Genomic DNA, 14,958 nt, shown 5'->3' with positions numbered 1-14,958 from the left:
GAGTCGCCCATGTCTGCCGATCAAGGTTCCCGTGGCTACTTCGACAGTTTCAACAAAAGTGCCGAAACCGAGTACATGCCGGAAACCGCCGGCGCCTCCTTGCAGGACTCACCGCGCTGGTCGCGGATCACCGTGTGGCTGGCGGCCGCGCTGTTGGTCAGTGCACTGGTCTGGGCCAAATTCGCCGTGTTGCAGGAAGTGACCATGGGCGAAGGCAAGGCGATTCCGTCAAGCAAGGTCCAGGTGATCCAGAACCTGGAGGGCGGCATCGTCACTGAAATTTTCGTCCGTGAAGGACAGATGGTGAACAAGGGCGACACCTTGCTGCGCCTGGATGACACCCGCTACCTGTCGAACAAGGGCGAAAGCGAAGCCGATCGCTTTGCCTTGACCGCGCAGGTCGAACGGCTTTCGGCCGAAGCCGAAGGCCGGCCGTTCAAGCTGTCGGAAGAAGTGATCGCCAAAGCCCCGCAAGTGGCTGAAGACGAGCGTTCGTTGTACGAACAGCGGCAACGGCGACTGGCCAGCGAGCAGCGCACCCTGAGCGAACAACTTCGGCAAAAAACCCAGGAGTTAGCGGAGTTCCGCTCGAAACAGGGTCAATTCAGTTCAAGCCTGGCGTTGTTGCAACAAGAGATGAACATGTCCGCGCCGCTGGTGGGCACGGGGGCGGTGTCACCGGTGGAAATCCTGCGGCTCAAACGCAGCGCGGTGGAGATTCGCGGCTCATTGAACGCCACCACACTGGCGATTCCCCGGGCGGAATCGGCGATCAACGAAATCAAAAGCAAGATCGACGAGTCGGAGCAAACCTTCCGCTCGGAAGCCGCCAAAGAGCTGAACGAGAAACGCACTGACCTGTCGAAAATCACGGCCTCGAGCATCGCCATCGACGACCGCGTGACCCGCACCACCGTGGTCTCGCCAGTGCACGGCATCATCAAGGTGTTGAAGGTCAACACCATCGGCGGCGTGGTCCAGCCCGGCAGTGACATGGTGGAAATCGTGCCGCTGGAAGACAACCTGCTGATCGAAGCCAAGGTACGCCCACAGGACGTTGCATTCCTGCATCCGGGCCAGAAAGCCATGGTCAAGTTCAGTGCCTACGACTACACCATTTACGGCGGCCTGAGCGCCAAGCTGGAGTTGATCGGCGCTGACACCATCACCGACGATAAGGGCAACAGCTTCTATCTGATTCAGGTGCGTACCGACAAAAACCATTTGGGCGGGGATGTGAAACCACTGCTGATCATCCCGGGGATGGTGGCGACGGTGGACATTATTACCGGGGAGAAAACGGTGCTGGATTATCTGCTCAAGCCGGTGTTGAAGGCGCGGACCGAGGCGATGCGGGAGCGGTAGGCAGTATCCAGAATCTGCAGTGACTGATCTGCCGTCATCGCGAGCAAGCTCGCTCCCACAGTGTCCGTGTCGTACAAAAAATCTGCGAATGCCACTGAACCTGTGGGAGCGAGCTTGCTCGCGATGAGGCCGGCAAGACCACCAATCATTTTTCAGAATGATTACGCTGGTAAACCTCCTCCCCCATCGCCGCAATCTGCCCCTCGATCAACGCTTCGAACGGTTTGAGCAATGGCGCAAACGAAGTCGGCGCTTCGAGGGTTTCCAGCGCCTGCACAATCGCCTCCACCGTCGACAACGCCCCCGGTCCCGGTGCCTTGCGCAACCGATAGCGGGACACACCGCCCTCGGCCAGCGTCACCCTTGGCAACGCCGCCAGCAGCGGATTGAGGTGCAACATCTTGCGTGCCTTGCGCCAGGTACCGTCCGGGACCACCAGCAGCAAGGGTTCGTCTGTCGCGGCACAACCCTGCATCGGTTGGGCATCTTCGCCGGGAAACAGCAACCGCGCCCGATACCCCGGCTGATTCAACAGCGCTGGCAAATCCTCAAACACCTCGCCGACGATCAACTCGGCATTCGTCAACCCAAGCGCCGCCAGACGCGCGGTGTTCAACGCATGATTCACTTCGCTCGGATGCTGCAACAACAGTACCCGGGTGCGGCTGTCGAGGCTGGGAATCAGCGGGCACAGGCAATGAGTTTGCGGGCGCAGACAACGCTGACATTGAATTCTGGACATCGTCTCTACGCCTGATTCAGTTGAGCTTTAAGCAAGTCGCGGAATGTCTGGATCAGCGGCTCGCGGCTACGGCCCCGACGCACGATCATCGAGAACGGCGCTTGATAACCGAAGGTCGCCGGCAGCAGCACCCGCAAGTCACCCTTGTCGGCCCAGGCCTGGGCGTAATGCTCCGGCAGGTAACCGATGTAGGCGCCGGACAGCACCAGGATCAACTGGGCCTCCATACTTTCTACCGTCGCGGCACTGTGCTTGAAACCATGGCGCGCCAGTTCGGCCTGGCTCCAGTAGCCACGACCGACCATTCGCTGCTGGGTGATGACTTGCTCGGGAATGCGCCGCTCGTTGAACAGCGGATGCCGCGTGCTGCAATACAACCAGTGTTGCTCACGGTACAGCGGCATGTACACCAGGCCGCTCATGCGCGTGGAAAACGCACCGATGGCCAGGTCGAGACGGTTGTCCTGCACGCCGAGTTGCAATTCGTAAGGGCTCATCACCGACAGGTGCAAGTGCACGGCCGGGTGTTCCTGGCTGTAGGCGCCGATGGCTTCGGCGAACGGCAGGGCCTTGTCGCTGACGGTGGAGTCGATCACCCCCAGGTTCAAGGTACCGCGCAACTCGCCCTTGAGGGCGGCGGCGTACTGCTCGAAGCCTTCGAGTTCGCCCAACAGACGCAGGGTTTCCTGATGGAACAGTTCGCCCTTGCTGGTCAGGCTGAAACCGCCACGGCCGCGATGGCACAGCACCAGGCCAAGGGCTGCTTCGAGCTGGCTCATGTAGGTGCTGATGGCCGACGTCGAGAGATTGAGCTCCTGCTGGGCGTTGGCGAACCCCTGATGGCGCACCACGCTGACGAAGATGCGCAATAGTTTCAGGTCGGGTAAAGCGTTGGCCATGGAAATGCTCCGATCTCGGGGTGACGCGCAATGCTCGATTCAATGCAAATCCTGGTGGGAGCGAGCTTGCTCGCGATGAGGGCGTAACAGCCAACATCAATGTTGACTGACCCACCGCTATCGCGAGCAAGCTCGCTCCCACCAGGTTTGTTCCCGGCATTGGGTTTTGCGTATGGGGTGAAGTCTAACGCCGCCACTTCCATTAGTTTAGAAAAATCTGAACTAAGTATTTGCCCGTAGCGATTCTTCCCGGCCACTACATTTCGCAGAATCGGCGCCACAAGGTGCGCCCGTCCCTTCCGTGAACGGCGCAACCGACATAAATAAAACAACGACGATGAGGCCCTACCCGTGGACAAGATTCTTCACCAACCACTGGGCGGCAACGAAATGCCGCGCTTCGGCGGCATCGCCACCATGATGCGACTCCCCCATTTGAATACCGCTGCCGGCCTGGACGCTGCCTTCGTAGGCGTGCCCCTGGACATCGGTACTTCCCTGCGCCCCGGCACCCGCTTCGGGCCTCGCGAAATCCGCGCTGAATCGGTAATGATTCGCCCGTACAACATGGCAACCGGTGCTGCGCCGTTCGACTCGCTGTCGGTTGCCGACATTGGCGACATCGCGATCAACACCTTCAACCTGCTGGATGCCGTACGGATCATTGAAGAGTCCTACGACAACATCCTCGAACACGACGTGATCCCGCTGACCCTGGGCGGCGACCACACCATCACCCTGCCGATCCTGCGTGCCATCCATAAAAAGCACGGCAAGGTCGGCCTGGTGCACATCGATGCCCACGCCGATGTGAACGATCACATGTTCGGCGAGAAAATCGCCCACGGCACCACCTTCCGTCGCGCCGTTGAAGAAGGCCTGCTGGACCCGGACCGTGTCGTGCAGATCGGCCTGCGCGCCCAGGGCTACACCGCTGACGACTTCAACTGGAGCCGCAACCAGGGTTTCCGTGTGGTTCAGGCTGAAGAGTGCTGGCACAAATCGCTGGAGCCCTTGATGGCTGAAGTCCGCGAAAAAGTCGGCGGCGGTCCTGTTTACCTGAGCTTCGACATCGACGGCATCGACCCGGCCTGGGCACCTGGTACCGGCACCCCGGAAATCGGCGGTCTGACGACCATTCAGGCAATCGAGATCGTTCGTGGCTGCCAAGGCCTCGACCTGGTCGGTTGCGATCTGGTAGAAGTCTCGCCCGCTTACGACACCACCGGCAACACCTCGCTGCTGGCCGCCAACCTGCTGTACGAAATGCTCTGCGTACTGCCTGGCGTAGTCCACCGCTGAGGACCGGTCATGAGCGAACGTGATCAGGTTCTCAAAGCCGCCGCCGATCTGGTGTCCGCTTTTGCCCGTAACGATCGCGAAGCCTACTTCGGCGCGTTCAGCGCCGATGCCAGCTTCGTCTTCTACACCCTCGAACAGCCCCTGCTGTCGCGCGACGCCTATCAGGCGTTGTGGGACGGCTGGCGCTCTGAGGATGGCTTCGAGGTGCTCTCGTGCACTTCAAGCAACGCTTTCGTCAGCCTGCAGGGTGACGTGGCGATTTTCATCCATGACGTGGCCACCGAGTTGCGCATGCAAGGGGAGCAACACTTCAGCCAGGAGCGCGAGACGATTGTTTTCAAGAAACAAGCGTCTGGCCAAGAACAACAAGGCCTATGGCTGGCCTGCCACGAACATTTATCCGCGATGCCGGAAGGGCTGCCACCCCCTTAGCCAACACAGGTGACGCTCACGCACGATGAGCGCGCCTTTATGATCGGAGCTGATCATGAATAACAAAAACAACGAAAAAAGCCTTAGCAGCATCGAAACAAACGGGGTCGAACAGATCGCGGACAATGAGCGTGACGCCAAGCCCAGCGATCTGTTTCGCCTGATCTTCGGCGGCGCCAACACCTTTGCCACCGCCGTGCTCGGCAGTTTCCCGGTGCTGTTCGGCCTGTCCTTTCAGGCTGGCGTCTGGGCGATTGTGCTGGGCGTGGTACTCGGTGCGCTGATCCTGGCGCCGATGGGCCTGTTCGGCCCCATCAACGGCACCAACAACGCCGTCTCTTCCGGTGCGCACTTCGGCGTGCACGGGCGAATCGTCGGTTCGTTCCTGTCGCTGCTGACCGCTATCGCGTTTTTCTCGCTCTCGGTCTGGAGTTCGGGCGATGCGCTGGTGGGCGGTGCCAAACGCCTGATCGATCTACCGGAAACCGATCTGACCCTGGGCCTGGCCTACGGTCTGTTCGCGCTGCTGGTATTGACCGTGTGCATCTATGGTTTCCGCTTCATGCTGTGGGTCAACCGCATTGCGGTGTGGGCGGCCAGCCTGCTGTTCCTGCTGGGCGTTTTCGCTTTCGCCCCTGCATTCGACAGTCAGTACGCCGGCACCGTAGCCATGGGCCAGGCCGGATTCTGGGCTGCGTTCATCGGGGCAGCATTGGTGGCCATGAGCAACCCGATCTCCTTCGGTGCGTTCCTCGGTGACTGGTCGCGCTACATCCCCCGTGATACGCCCAAAGGCCGGATCATGGTGTCGGTGATCGCTGCGCAACTGGCCACGCTGATTCCGTTTCTGTTCGGCCTCGTCACCGCCACTATCGTAGCGGTCAAGGCACCGGACTACATCGCGGCCAACAACTATGTCGGCGGCCTGCTGGCGGTATCGCCGAGCTGGTTCTTCCTGCCGGTGTGCCTGATCGCGGTCATCGGCGGCATGTCCACCGGCACCACTTCGCTGTACGGCACCGGCCTGGACATGTCCAGCGTGTTCCCTCGGGTGCTATCGCGGGTCAAGGCCACGCTGCTGATCGGTGTGATGTCGATTGCCTTCATCTTCATCGGGCGCTTCGCGGCCAACCTGGTACAGAGCGTGTCGACCTTCGCCGTGCTGATCATCACCTGCACCACCCCGTGGATGGTGATCATGATCATCGGCCTGCTGGTGCGTCGCGGCTTCTACTGCCCGGATGACCTGCAAGTGTTCACCCGCGGCGAGAAAGGTGGCCGCTACTGGTTCACCCACGGCTGGAACTGGCGAGGCCTAGGTGCCTGGATCCCGAGCGCGGCCGTTGGCCTGTGCTTCGTGAACCTGCCGGGTCAGTTTGTCGGGCCGCTGGGTGAAATGGCCGGTGGTATCGACATCAGCCTGCCGGTGACCCTGGGCCTGGCATCGGTGGTGTACCTGGTTCTGCTGAGCCTGTTCCCGGAATCGAGCGCAGTGTTCGGTCCGAACGACCCTCGCAGCAAGAGCACGGATTCGCTCGCTAAACCGGCGATGCGTCAAGCCGCCTGATTCAACGCACTACCTGCGGTCAACACATTACCTGTGGGAGCGTGGCTTGCCCGCGATGAACGATAACGCGGTCTGCCTGGCGGACCGCGGCGCTCCCTTCGCAGGCAAGCAACGCTCCCACAGGGATTGATTTTCAGCCTCACATAAAAAAGACAATCGGAGACACGCCACAATGGCTTTGGATTTATTCGTCGTACTCATCTACGCCGCCGCGATGCTGATACTCGGCTACTACGGCATGCGCAAGGCCAAGACCAACGAAGACTTTTTGGTCGCCGGTCGTAACCTCGGCCCAAGCCTGTACATGGGCACCATGGCTGCCACCGTCCTGGGCGGTGCGTCTACCGTGGGCACCGTGCGTCTGGGCTACGTGCATGGCATCTCCGGCTTCTGGCTGTGTGCCGCACTGGGTTGCGGGATCGTGGCGCTGAACCTGTTCCTCGCCAAACCGCTGCTGAAACTGAAGATCTACACCGTTACCCAGGTCCTGGAAAAACGCTACAACCCGATGGCCCGCTCCGCGAGCGCGGTAATCATGCTGGCCTACGCGCTGATGATCGGCGTGACCTCGATCCTGGCAATCGGCACCGTGCTGCAAGTGCTGTTCGGCCTGCCGTTCTGGATCTCGGTCCTGCTCGGCGGCGGCGTCGTGGTGATCTACTCGGCCATTGGCGGCATGTGGTCCCTGACCCTGACCGACATCGTTCAGTTCGTGATCAAGACTGTCGGCCTGATGTTCATCCTGTTGCCGATCTGCCTGTACCGCGTTGGCGGTTGGGATGAGTTGGTAATGAAACTGCCAGCGGCGAGCTTCAGCTTCACCACCATCGGCTGGGACACCATCATCACCTACTTCATGATCTACTTCTTCGGCATCCTGATCGGTCAGGACATCTGGCAACGGGTGTTCACCGTCAAGACCGCCAAAGTGGCTCAGGTTGCCGGTACCGCTGCCGGTATCTACTGCATCCTCTACGGCCTGGCCTGCGCCTTGATCGGCATGGCTGCGCACGTACTGATCCCGGATCTCGACAACGTCAACAACGCCTTCGCTGCGATCGTGAAACTGTCCCTGCCGGACGGTATCCGTGGTCTGGTGATCGCTGCCGCACTGGCCGCCATGATGTCCACCGCCAGCGCCGGCCTGCTGGCCGCCGCCACCACCCTGACCGAAGACCTGCTGCCGAAACTGCGTGGCGGTAAACAGTCGAGCCTGGCGATCAACCGCCTGTTCACCCTGTTGACCGGCATCGTGGTACTGGGCATCGCTCTGATCGTGAACGACGTGATCAGCGCCCTGACCCTGGCCTACAACCTGTTGGTAGGCGGCATGCTGATCCCGCTGATGGGTGCGATTTTCTGGAAACGCGCTACCACCGCCGGCGCTATCGCCAGCATGGGCATGGGCTTCGCCACCGCGCTGCTGTTCATGTTCAAGGACGGTCTGGACGCCAACACCCCGATCTACTACAGCCTCGGTGTAGGCCTGGTGAGTTTCGTGGTGGTGAGCTTGATGTCCCGCCGCACGGCAGCAGTGGCCAGCGCTGCCTAAGCTGAACATAACGACTTGATGCTTTCTTCGACGAGTGTGGCGTCGGTTGCCACACTCGTTTTTTTTCGCCTGGAGAAAACGTTCATGAAGATTGTTTCTCGTGACCAGTGGTTCGAGGTGAAACCGCTCAGTGACGGCATCCGCCTGATCCACGAGCCGTACATCCGCCCCTTCTACCGCTGCAACCTCTGGCATATCCAGGGACGTGACAAAGACCTGCTGCTGGACAGCGGCTCGGGCCTGGTCAGCCTGCGCGAGCAACTGCCGTGGATCACCGAGCGGCCGCTGGTGGCCGTGGCCAGCCACTGCCATTTCGATCACATCGCCGGTCATCACGAATTCGCTGAACGGCTGGTGCATCCGGCCGAGGCGGACATTCTCGCGGCACCCGATGGCAACAACGACCTGAGCAAAGCCTTTGTCGGCGACGACATGTTCGAGGCGCACCCCGATTGCCCGCTGTGCTACGCCGAATACCGGGTCAAGGCCGCACCGGCCACGGGGTTTGTCGAAGATGGCGATGTGCTGGACCTGGGCAATCGGGTGTTGCAGGTCGTGCACACACCGGGACACTCGCCCGGTGGCATCTGCCTGTACGAAGCCGCCACAGAGACCTTGTTCAGCGGCGACATCATCTACGACGGCCCGCTAATCGAAGACGCCTACCACTCCAATCTCGATGACTACGCCCGCAGCCTGCAACGTTTGCGCACGCTATCGATCCGCACGGTGCATGGCGGGCACTTCGGCAGTTTTTCCGGGGAGCATTTGCGTAGCATGATCGACCAATGGCAGCGCTCACACGGCTAAAGCCTGCTGTACTCAACGGCAGGAACTGCATCGGCAGGGAGAACTGCACCCACCTCGTCGAAGAACGATCATGAAAGAAGCTGCCCTTCGTGCTGTCGTACATCGCTACATCAGCCGCCTGCTGGAAGGCCGGGATGACTTCGACGACAACGCCAGCCTGGCGCAGTTGGGATTGGATAAAAAAGATATCGAAGAACTGATCTTCCATCTGGAAGATGAACTGGGTGTCACGGCGTTTACCGCGGAAGAAGACCGGATGCTCAAGACCGCCAGGACGGTGAATGATTTAAGCCGGTTCTTGCTGGAGATCGGGCGGTACTAAGTCTGGTAATCAAACGTACACGAAGCGGCAAGGGAGCTTGCTCCCTCGCCACGGGAAAACCTTTCACCTGTCAGATGCTATCTGCCATTACCGGCGCCGCTGCTGGCGCCGACGTTGTTCGTCGTCAGTACGAACAGGAACGGGTTGCAGAGGCGGCTCGATCAAACCGAGAGCAACGCCCAAGTCATGCAGCCAGTTTTGGATTTTCTCTTTCATGATGCCCCCTTCAGGGTGGTGCCGAGCGGCCAAAGTACTGTAGCCCCTTCGTACAGATAATAGTCCGAAGTCCTACGCAATGCTCGCGCAAAGTCACAATGATCTGTTACTGAATCCATCAAAATCAGCCTGCGTTCAGGCAATGTCCTGCGCCCGTACATGTGCCGGTGGAAAAACCACCTGTTGCTGCTCGATCCAGGCATTCAGGTTGGCCCCGACCATACCCTTGCGCCACATCAGCCAGGTAGTAGCACTGGCGAACGGTTCGGCCAAAGGATGTACGGCCACACTCTCACGACCCGGCAGACTGGCGAGCATCGACTCCGACATCAGCGCCACACCGGAACCGGCAATTACACACGCCAACATTCCCGGATAGGACTCGATCTCCATCGCCCGGCCCATGGCCGCATGATCATGGGCGAACCAGGCTTCCAGGCGCATGCGGTAGGAGCAGCCCTGGCGAAAGGTGAACACCGAGCGACCTTGCACATCCAGCGCGCTGCGCACGGGCGGATGGTCGGCCTCGCTGATCAGCACCAGGCGCTCGTCGCACAAGGGCACCCCGTCGAGTCCGGCCAGTTCCAGCGGGCCATCCACCAGCGCCGCATCGAGTCGACCGGTGAGCAGGCCTTCGAGCAGTTCACCGCTGGGGCCGGATTGTACTTGCAGGTTCACCGCCGGATACAAACGGTGGTAATGCGCCAATAGCCCCGGAAGGTGAATCGCCGCCGTGCTGTACATGGTGCCGAGCACGAAGTCTCCCGCCGGTTGCCCGCCCTGCACCGCCGCGCTGGCTTCATCGCGCAAGGCAAACAGCCTGGCGGTGTAGTCCAGCAGGACTTTTCCCGCAGGCGACAACTGCAAGCGCTGACGTTCGCGCAGGAACAGTTCGACACCCAATTGCTCTTCCAGCTGTTTGAGCCGGGTCGACAGGTTCGACGGAACTCGATGTAGCCGTTCGGCGGCACGGGTTATGGATCCTTCCTCTGCCACCGCCTGGAAGATGCGCAATTGGCTGAACTCCACGACATTCTCCAAAAAAGAACAAGTTACTCACTATTATTCATTTTTAAAGAAAGTCAATCAGTCCTAGCCTGACGGTCATTGATCCTCCAGACGGACTCCAGACCATGTCTCCCCTGATCCGCTTATCCGCCAGCTTCGTTGCCCTGATGATGGCCATGGGCATCGGCCGCTTTGCCCTGACACCACAATTGCCGCACCTGCTCAGCGAAGGCCAGATCGACCTGACTGCCGCCGGGCTGATCGCCGCCGCCAACTACCTCGGTTATTTCATCGGTGCAGTGGATGCCATGTTTTCCCGGCGTCCGGCACAAGTGCGCCGACGCTTGTTCGGCGGATTGTGGCTGTGCGTGCTGCTGACCCTGGCGTCGTTCTGGGCCAATGGTTTCTGGTCGCACCTGTTGCTGCGCTTCGGCACCGGCGTGGCCAGCGCCTGGGTGTTGGTGATGATTACCGCCCTGAGCCAACCCCTCGCGGCAGCGGCCGGTCGTCCTCGGCTCGGAGCCCTGGTCTTCGCCGGACCCGGTTTGGGGATTTTTCTGACAGGTCTGTTGGCCCTGGGCTCGAATCTGCTGGGCCAGACTTCTGCCACCTTGTGGCTGGTGTACGCCGCCACGGGGCTGGCGATGCTGCTGGGGATCCTGCCGTTCCTGCCACAACCGAGTGTCACCGCGACTGCTGCACCCAGCGCCAGCGCCTCGGGCAATCAAGGCATCGCTCGCCTGGGCTGGATCTATGCCTTGTACGGATTGGGCTACATCATTCCCGCGACCTTTTTGTCGCAAATGGCCAACGCGCAATTCCATGGTCAATGGCAGGCTGACCTGTTCTGGCCATGCTTTGGCCTGGCGGCGGCAACCGGTGTGGTGCTGGTGAGTCTGCGTCGGCAAAAACCTGGCGCCACGGGTCACTGGCTGATGGCGACGTTATGGCTGCAAGCCGCTGGCGTGTTCGCCTGCCTGCTGGGCAACGGTCCAGGCCTGGCGTTGGTTGTGATCCTGTGCGGCACGCCGTTCCTGGCCTGTATGCAACTGGTGATGCAACGCTCCCGGGAACTGGCGCCCCATGCCACCCAGCGCAATGCTGGCCTGCTGACAGCCTGCTTTGCCGTGGGCCAGCTCAGCGGGCCATTGCTGGCGGCGCTGAGTAGTCATTTCAGTGGCGGTTTACAGCCGGCACTGGTGGTCGCCGGCTGCGGCTTGTTGATCGCCGGCGGTCTATTGCTCGCGCCGGTCACTGCTGCCCGAGGGCTTTGCGCAAACGACGGCGCAACCACTGCTCGGCGCTGACAAACGTGATGCCCGCCAATACCAGAACGGCACCGATGACGAAGTTCAGGCTCAGCTCCTCGCCGAGCAGTACCACACCGAAGGTGACGCCGAACAACGGCGTCATGAACGAAAACACCGCAAGGTTGGCCGCCAGGTAACGACGCAGCAGCCAGAACCAGACCAGGTAACTGAAAAACGACACGACCACACCCTGAAACAGCACACTGGCCACCGCCACATGGGTCAGGCTGACATGGGTGATCTGGCCGCTGAGCAGCGCAATCAACAACAAACCGAAGAAGCCGACAATCAACTGATAGAACAGCGTCAGGGTCACCGGCGCTTCCGACAGGCGCGAGGCGCGCACCACCACCGTGGTCGCGCCCCAGGCGGCACCCGCCAGCACACCCAAGGCATCGCCCATCAACATGCGGTAATCAAGGTTGTCCCAGGACACCCCGCCGGCAAACGCGATGGCAATCCCGATAAACGCCAGGACAATCCCCAGCCATTGCAAGGGCCTCAATCGCTCATTGGGCAGCAACCAGTGCACTCCCAATGCGGTGAAGATCGGCGCGGTGTAGAGGAACACCGACATGTGCGCCGCCGTGGTCAGTTGCAGGCCTTCGGAAATGAAGAAGAACTCCAGGCCGAACAAGGCACCGGCCAACAGACCGCCGCGCCAGGTCGTACCTACCTGGTTCCAGCCGCCCTTCCAGCAGATCAGCAGCCCGACCAGCAACGCCGACATACCGGAACGTCCGGCCGCCTGCATCACCGGCGCGATATCGGCCGCCGCCCACTTGATCATCACCTGCTGCACACCCCAGATCAGGCACAACCCGACCATCACTTGCAGGGCAAACCCGTCGGCGCTGCGCCGGGTGGCGCTCACCGGAACACCTCGAAGACACAATCCATGGCAAAGACTCGGCAGAAAAAAAAACAAAGCCCCGGCCTTCTCGTTGAAAAGAAAACACCGGGGCGAAGAATCATGTTGTCGATTATTAACCAGAAGGCCAGAAAATGCCGCCTGCCAGAGACCTCTACTTCTCTGCTTGCGCCATCCTGGCCCTCTGTCTTGTCAGCGCATCAACTGAGTTCGATGCGATCGGCATGAATGACAATCTGGCCATTCTTGTACAACGCACCGATGGCCTTCTTGAAGTTGCCCTTGCTGACACCGAACAGACTGCTGATCAACGCCGGATCGCTCTTGTCGCTCACCGCCAGGCTGCCGTTGTTTTCGCGCAACTTGGCGAGGATCTTCGAGTTCAGGCTGGTGGCCGCTTCCTGGCCAACCGGTTGCAGGCTCAGGCTGATCTTGCCGTCGGCGCGAACTTCCTTGATGAAGCCCTTTTCTTCTTTACCGGCGCGCATGAACTTGAAGATTTCGTTCTTGTGGATCAGGCCCCAATGCTTGTTGTTGATGATGGCCTTGAAGCCCATGTCCGTGGCTTCGGCCACCAGCAGATCCACTTCCTGGCCCGCGGTGTAGTTGGCCGGGGTCTTGTCCAGATAGCGGTCCAGGCGCGCGGTCGCGGTGATGCGACGGGTGTGCTTGTCGAGATAGACGTGCACCACCACATACTCGCCCGCCGTCATCTGGCGCTTCTCTTCGGAGAACGGCAGCAACAGGTCTTTCGGCAACCCCCAGTCCAGGAATACGCCGATGCTGTTGACTTCAACAACTTTCAAACTGGCGAATTCACCGACTTGAACTTTCGGCTTTTCAGTAGTTGCGATGAGTTTGTCATCGCTGTCCAGATAAACAAAAACGTTGAGCCAGTCTTCATCTTCGGTAGGAATATCTTTTGGAATATAACGATTAGGCAGAAGGATTTCGCCATCCGCGCCACCGTCCAGATATAAACCGAAGTTAGTGTGTTTAACCACTTGCAAACTGTTGTAACGCCCGACTAAAGCCATGTCCAATACCCTCATTGCGTGGGCGGCATTCTACCCGGTTTTAAGCGCCGCGTTCGGCAGCCGGCCCGGTGGCGCGAGAAAATCTCCCTGAAGCCCTTAATTTTCCCGGGTTTTCATCGCACCCCGTCCGCTCGTCAGGCCGTTCCGGGCATTTACGCCATGCCCAGGCAAGCGTGACGCGGTATTTTTCCAGGCAATGTTATTAGTTAAAACAGCGGCTTAGGTGCATATTTCGAATATTGGCCGGGGACCAATTACCCCGTGCTCACGAATATGCCAAGGGGATATTTGCCAAGCAATTATCAGGCAATTCCTGTACGATGCCTGGCCAAGTTAATTTTCTACAGGTTAATGGCCGCCATGCGCGTAAAAGCATCCACCAGCAAAGCAAAGCCAGCTCCAGCCGTCGAAACCAGCGAATCGATCAACAGCCAGATCGCTGCGTTCCTCAAGTCCGGCGGTGAAATCCAGCAAATTGCCAAAGGCGTCAGCGGCCAGACGTTCGGCCCGTCCAAGCAGATCACCCTGGGCAAAAAGTAATCCCCTCGCGTCACCTGGTCCCAAAGCGCTTTGAGCTTCGAAGCGCTTGGACTGGAACCCTCGTTACTCCTCCGGCACTCCCTCAAATCCCGTAGAAATCGACGAACGGCCTTCATTGCCGATTATTCGCCGGTATCCTTGCACACGTCTGGATCAAGCGTTTCAGCGGGTTCACCAGCCTGCCCTCGCAGTTCATGGAGTGACGCATGCTCAAATCTTTCTACCTTTCGGCATTGCTCGGCAGCCTGCTGGCATGCTCCGTAGCACAGGCACAAATCTTTCAGCGTGAGCTGGGGGGCTTCGACCTCAAGCTTGGCACCACCCCCACCCGCAGCATGGCCCAGGGCCTGGTCAAACCCTCGGCCGTCGGCTCGTTTCACGGTGGCCTGGACCTGAGCCACGACAGCGGTTTCTACGTGGGCCAATGGTCGCCCAGCATGGGCATCAGCCCGGGGAAAGACCTCGAGATCGACTCCTACATGGGTTTTAAACAACCCTTCGACCAAACCCTCGGCTACGAAGTGGGCCTGATCCGCTACAGCTACCCCGAAGTCACGACCCCTGACAGCCAGGAACTGTTCGGCGGCCTGACCTTGCTCGGCAGCCGTTTCGGCATCGCCTTCAGCAATGACCCAGACAAACAGAACAACACCCTGTTCGCTGACTTGAGCGGCAATCAACCGTTCGGTGTCGGCATCAGCCTGAAATACACCACCCACCAATTCAATACGCCAGTGGCGGTGGATGGCGGGTATGTAGGCAGTTTTACCGATTGGTCGCTGAAATTGTCCCGCCCGTTCATGGGCATCGACCTTGACCTGATCTACAGTGACTCCAGCCTGAGCGGCAGCGGTTGCTCGGCCTATGCCGGGCACAACAGCCAGTGCGATGGGCTGGTGACGCTCAAGGCCGAACACGCGTTCTATTGATCGGCTGAACTGCCGGGCTCCTCCCGGGTTCACATGAGAATCAGACCCCGAAGACT

16 protein-coding genes are annotated in these 14,958 nt (G+C 59.9%); 10 read left to right on the top strand and 6 right to left on the bottom strand.

Annotated elements, in window-relative coordinates; translation table 11 throughout:
* The first annotated feature begins 9 nt into the window (after positions 1-9).
* Complete coding sequence (locus AC1RP7_RS18835) at positions 10-1,365, top strand: HlyD family type I secretion periplasmic adaptor subunit (RefSeq protein WP_057715955.1); 1,356 nt, start codon at positions 10-12, stop codon at positions 1,363-1,365.
* 145 nt (positions 1,366-1,510) lie between these two features.
* On the opposite strand, the gene AC1RP7_RS18830 is transcribed toward AC1RP7_RS18835, so the two are convergent.
* Together AC1RP7_RS18830 and AC1RP7_RS18825 are read right to left on the bottom strand one after the other, a co-directional pair.
* A complete protein-coding gene (locus AC1RP7_RS18830) occupies positions 1,511-2,107 on the bottom strand; it encodes a tRNA-uridine aminocarboxypropyltransferase (protein ID WP_493183097.1) in 597 nt (198 codons plus the stop codon).
* Between the two features lie 5 nt (positions 2,108-2,112).
* Complete coding sequence (locus AC1RP7_RS18825) at positions 2,113-3,006, bottom strand: LysR family transcriptional regulator (protein WP_007972518.1); 894 nt, start codon at positions 3,004-3,006, stop codon at positions 2,113-2,115.
* A gap of 351 nt (positions 3,007-3,357) precedes the next feature.
* On the opposite strand from AC1RP7_RS18825, the gene speB reads away from it, so the two are divergent.
* The 6 genes from speB (at position 3,358) to AC1RP7_RS18795 (ending at position 8,991) form a co-directional block, all read left to right on the top strand.
* On the top strand, positions 3,358-4,308 hold the full coding sequence (gene speB / locus AC1RP7_RS18820) for an agmatinase (RefSeq protein ID WP_007984912.1): 951 nt from the start codon (positions 3,358-3,360) through the stop codon (positions 4,306-4,308).
* Positions 4,309-4,317: 9 nt separating this feature from the next.
* Complete coding sequence (locus AC1RP7_RS18815) at positions 4,318-4,740, top strand: YybH family protein (RefSeq protein ID WP_090453759.1); 423 nt, start codon at positions 4,318-4,320, stop codon at positions 4,738-4,740.
* Positions 4,741-4,795: 55 nt separating this feature from the next.
* Entirely contained in the window at positions 4,796-6,307 is a 1,512-nt protein-coding gene (locus AC1RP7_RS18810) for a purine-cytosine permease family protein (RefSeq protein ID WP_493183098.1), read from the top strand.
* Between the two features lie 172 nt (positions 6,308-6,479).
* The gene (locus tag AC1RP7_RS18805) at positions 6,480-7,859 is read left to right on the top strand and encodes a sodium:solute symporter family protein (RefSeq protein WP_057715959.1); all 1,380 of its coding nucleotides are present in this window, start codon (positions 6,480-6,482) and stop codon (positions 7,857-7,859) included.
* Positions 7,860-7,943: 84 nt separating this feature from the next.
* Complete coding sequence (locus AC1RP7_RS18800; RefSeq protein ID WP_150813378.1) at positions 7,944-8,669, top strand: MBL fold metallo-hydrolase; 726 nt, start codon at positions 7,944-7,946, stop codon at positions 8,667-8,669.
* Positions 8,670-8,739: 70 nt separating this feature from the next.
* Positions 8,740-8,991 carry a phosphopantetheine-binding protein gene (locus AC1RP7_RS18795; protein ID WP_150813377.1) on the top strand — a complete coding sequence of 84 codons (252 nt, stop codon included), beginning with the start codon at positions 8,740-8,742 and terminating at the stop codon, positions 8,989-8,991.
* 87 nt (positions 8,992-9,078) lie between these two features.
* On the opposite strand, the gene AC1RP7_RS18790 is transcribed toward AC1RP7_RS18795, so the two are convergent.
* Both AC1RP7_RS18790 and ptrR read right to left on the bottom strand, forming a co-directional pair.
* Positions 9,079-9,207: a PA1414 family protein gene (locus AC1RP7_RS18790; RefSeq protein WP_007972508.1), complete on the bottom strand. Its 129-nt coding sequence runs from the start codon at positions 9,205-9,207 to the stop codon at positions 9,079-9,081.
* A gap of 135 nt (positions 9,208-9,342) precedes the next feature.
* Entirely contained in the window at positions 9,343-10,236 is an 894-nt protein-coding gene (gene ptrR / locus AC1RP7_RS18785) for a putrescine utilization regulator PtrR (protein ID WP_057715962.1), read from the bottom strand.
* A gap of 104 nt (positions 10,237-10,340) precedes the next feature.
* Here ptrR and AC1RP7_RS18780 point away from each other — a divergent pair, with 104 nt between their 5' ends.
* Positions 10,341-11,522, top strand: a complete 1,182-nt coding sequence (locus AC1RP7_RS18780) for an MFS transporter (protein ID WP_493183102.1) — start codon at positions 10,341-10,343, stop codon at positions 11,520-11,522.
* Here the strand turns inward: AC1RP7_RS18780 and AC1RP7_RS18775 are convergent.
* Positions 11,467-12,399, bottom strand: a complete 933-nt coding sequence (locus tag AC1RP7_RS18775) for a DMT family transporter (protein ID WP_493183104.1) — start codon at positions 12,397-12,399, stop codon at positions 11,467-11,469. The genes AC1RP7_RS18780 and AC1RP7_RS18775 overlap by 56 nt on opposite strands.
* A gap of 197 nt (positions 12,400-12,596) precedes the next feature.
* Positions 12,597-13,433, bottom strand: a complete 837-nt coding sequence (locus AC1RP7_RS18770; RefSeq protein ID WP_008018234.1) for a CvfB family protein — start codon at positions 13,431-13,433, stop codon at positions 12,597-12,599.
* 351 nt (positions 13,434-13,784) lie between these two features.
* Here AC1RP7_RS18770 and AC1RP7_RS18765 point away from each other — a divergent pair, with 351 nt between their 5' ends.
* Entirely contained in the window at positions 13,785-13,973 is a 189-nt protein-coding gene (locus AC1RP7_RS18765; RefSeq protein WP_015096330.1) for a PFL_1563 family small protein, read from the top strand.
* A gap of 206 nt (positions 13,974-14,179) precedes the next feature.
* Entirely contained in the window at positions 14,180-14,902 is a 723-nt protein-coding gene (locus AC1RP7_RS18760) for a TorF family putative porin (protein ID WP_090453748.1), read from the top strand.
* Positions 14,903-14,958: the final 56 nt, after the last annotated feature.

The organism is Pseudomonas sp. GW822-FHT01E03 (genome assembly GCF_058802985.1).
The sequence above is the reverse complement of the archived record's forward strand: the minus strand, read 5'-3'. Positions and strand labels throughout refer to the sequence as shown.

Excerpts from the sequence above, each read along its gene's own strand:
- AC1RP7_RS18830 (WP_493183097.1), bottom strand. The coding sequence starts at position 2,107 with ATGTCCAGAATTCAATGTCAGCGTTGTCTGCGCCCGCAAACTCATTGC.
- AC1RP7_RS18835 (WP_057715955.1), top strand. The coding sequence starts at position 10 with ATGTCTGCCGATCAAGGTTCCCGTGGCTACTTCGACAGTTTCAACAAA.
- AC1RP7_RS18810 (WP_493183098.1), top strand. The coding sequence starts at position 4,796 with ATGAATAACAAAAACAACGAAAAAAGCCTTAGCAGCATCGAAACAAAC.
- AC1RP7_RS18800 (WP_150813378.1), top strand. The coding sequence starts at position 7,944 with ATGAAGATTGTTTCTCGTGACCAGTGGTTCGAGGTGAAACCGCTCAGT.
- AC1RP7_RS18770 (WP_008018234.1), bottom strand. The coding sequence starts at position 13,433 with ATGGCTTTAGTCGGGCGTTACAACAGTTTGCAAGTGGTTAAACACACT.
- AC1RP7_RS18790 (WP_007972508.1), bottom strand. The coding sequence starts at position 9,207 with ATGAAAGAGAAAATCCAAAACTGGCTGCATGACTTGGGCGTTGCTCTC.
- AC1RP7_RS18815 (WP_090453759.1), top strand. The coding sequence starts at position 4,318 with ATGAGCGAACGTGATCAGGTTCTCAAAGCCGCCGCCGATCTGGTGTCC.
- AC1RP7_RS18825 (WP_007972518.1), bottom strand. The coding sequence starts at position 3,006 with ATGGCCAACGCTTTACCCGACCTGAAACTATTGCGCATCTTCGTCAGC.
- AC1RP7_RS18765 (WP_015096330.1), top strand. The coding sequence starts at position 13,785 with ATGGCCGCCATGCGCGTAAAAGCATCCACCAGCAAAGCAAAGCCAGCT.
- AC1RP7_RS18795 (WP_150813377.1), top strand. The coding sequence starts at position 8,740 with ATGAAAGAAGCTGCCCTTCGTGCTGTCGTACATCGCTACATCAGCCGC.
- AC1RP7_RS18805 (WP_057715959.1), top strand. The coding sequence starts at position 6,480 with ATGGCTTTGGATTTATTCGTCGTACTCATCTACGCCGCCGCGATGCTG.
- AC1RP7_RS18760 (WP_090453748.1), top strand. The coding sequence starts at position 14,180 with ATGCTCAAATCTTTCTACCTTTCGGCATTGCTCGGCAGCCTGCTGGCA.
- AC1RP7_RS18780 (WP_493183102.1), top strand. The coding sequence starts at position 10,341 with ATGTCTCCCCTGATCCGCTTATCCGCCAGCTTCGTTGCCCTGATGATG.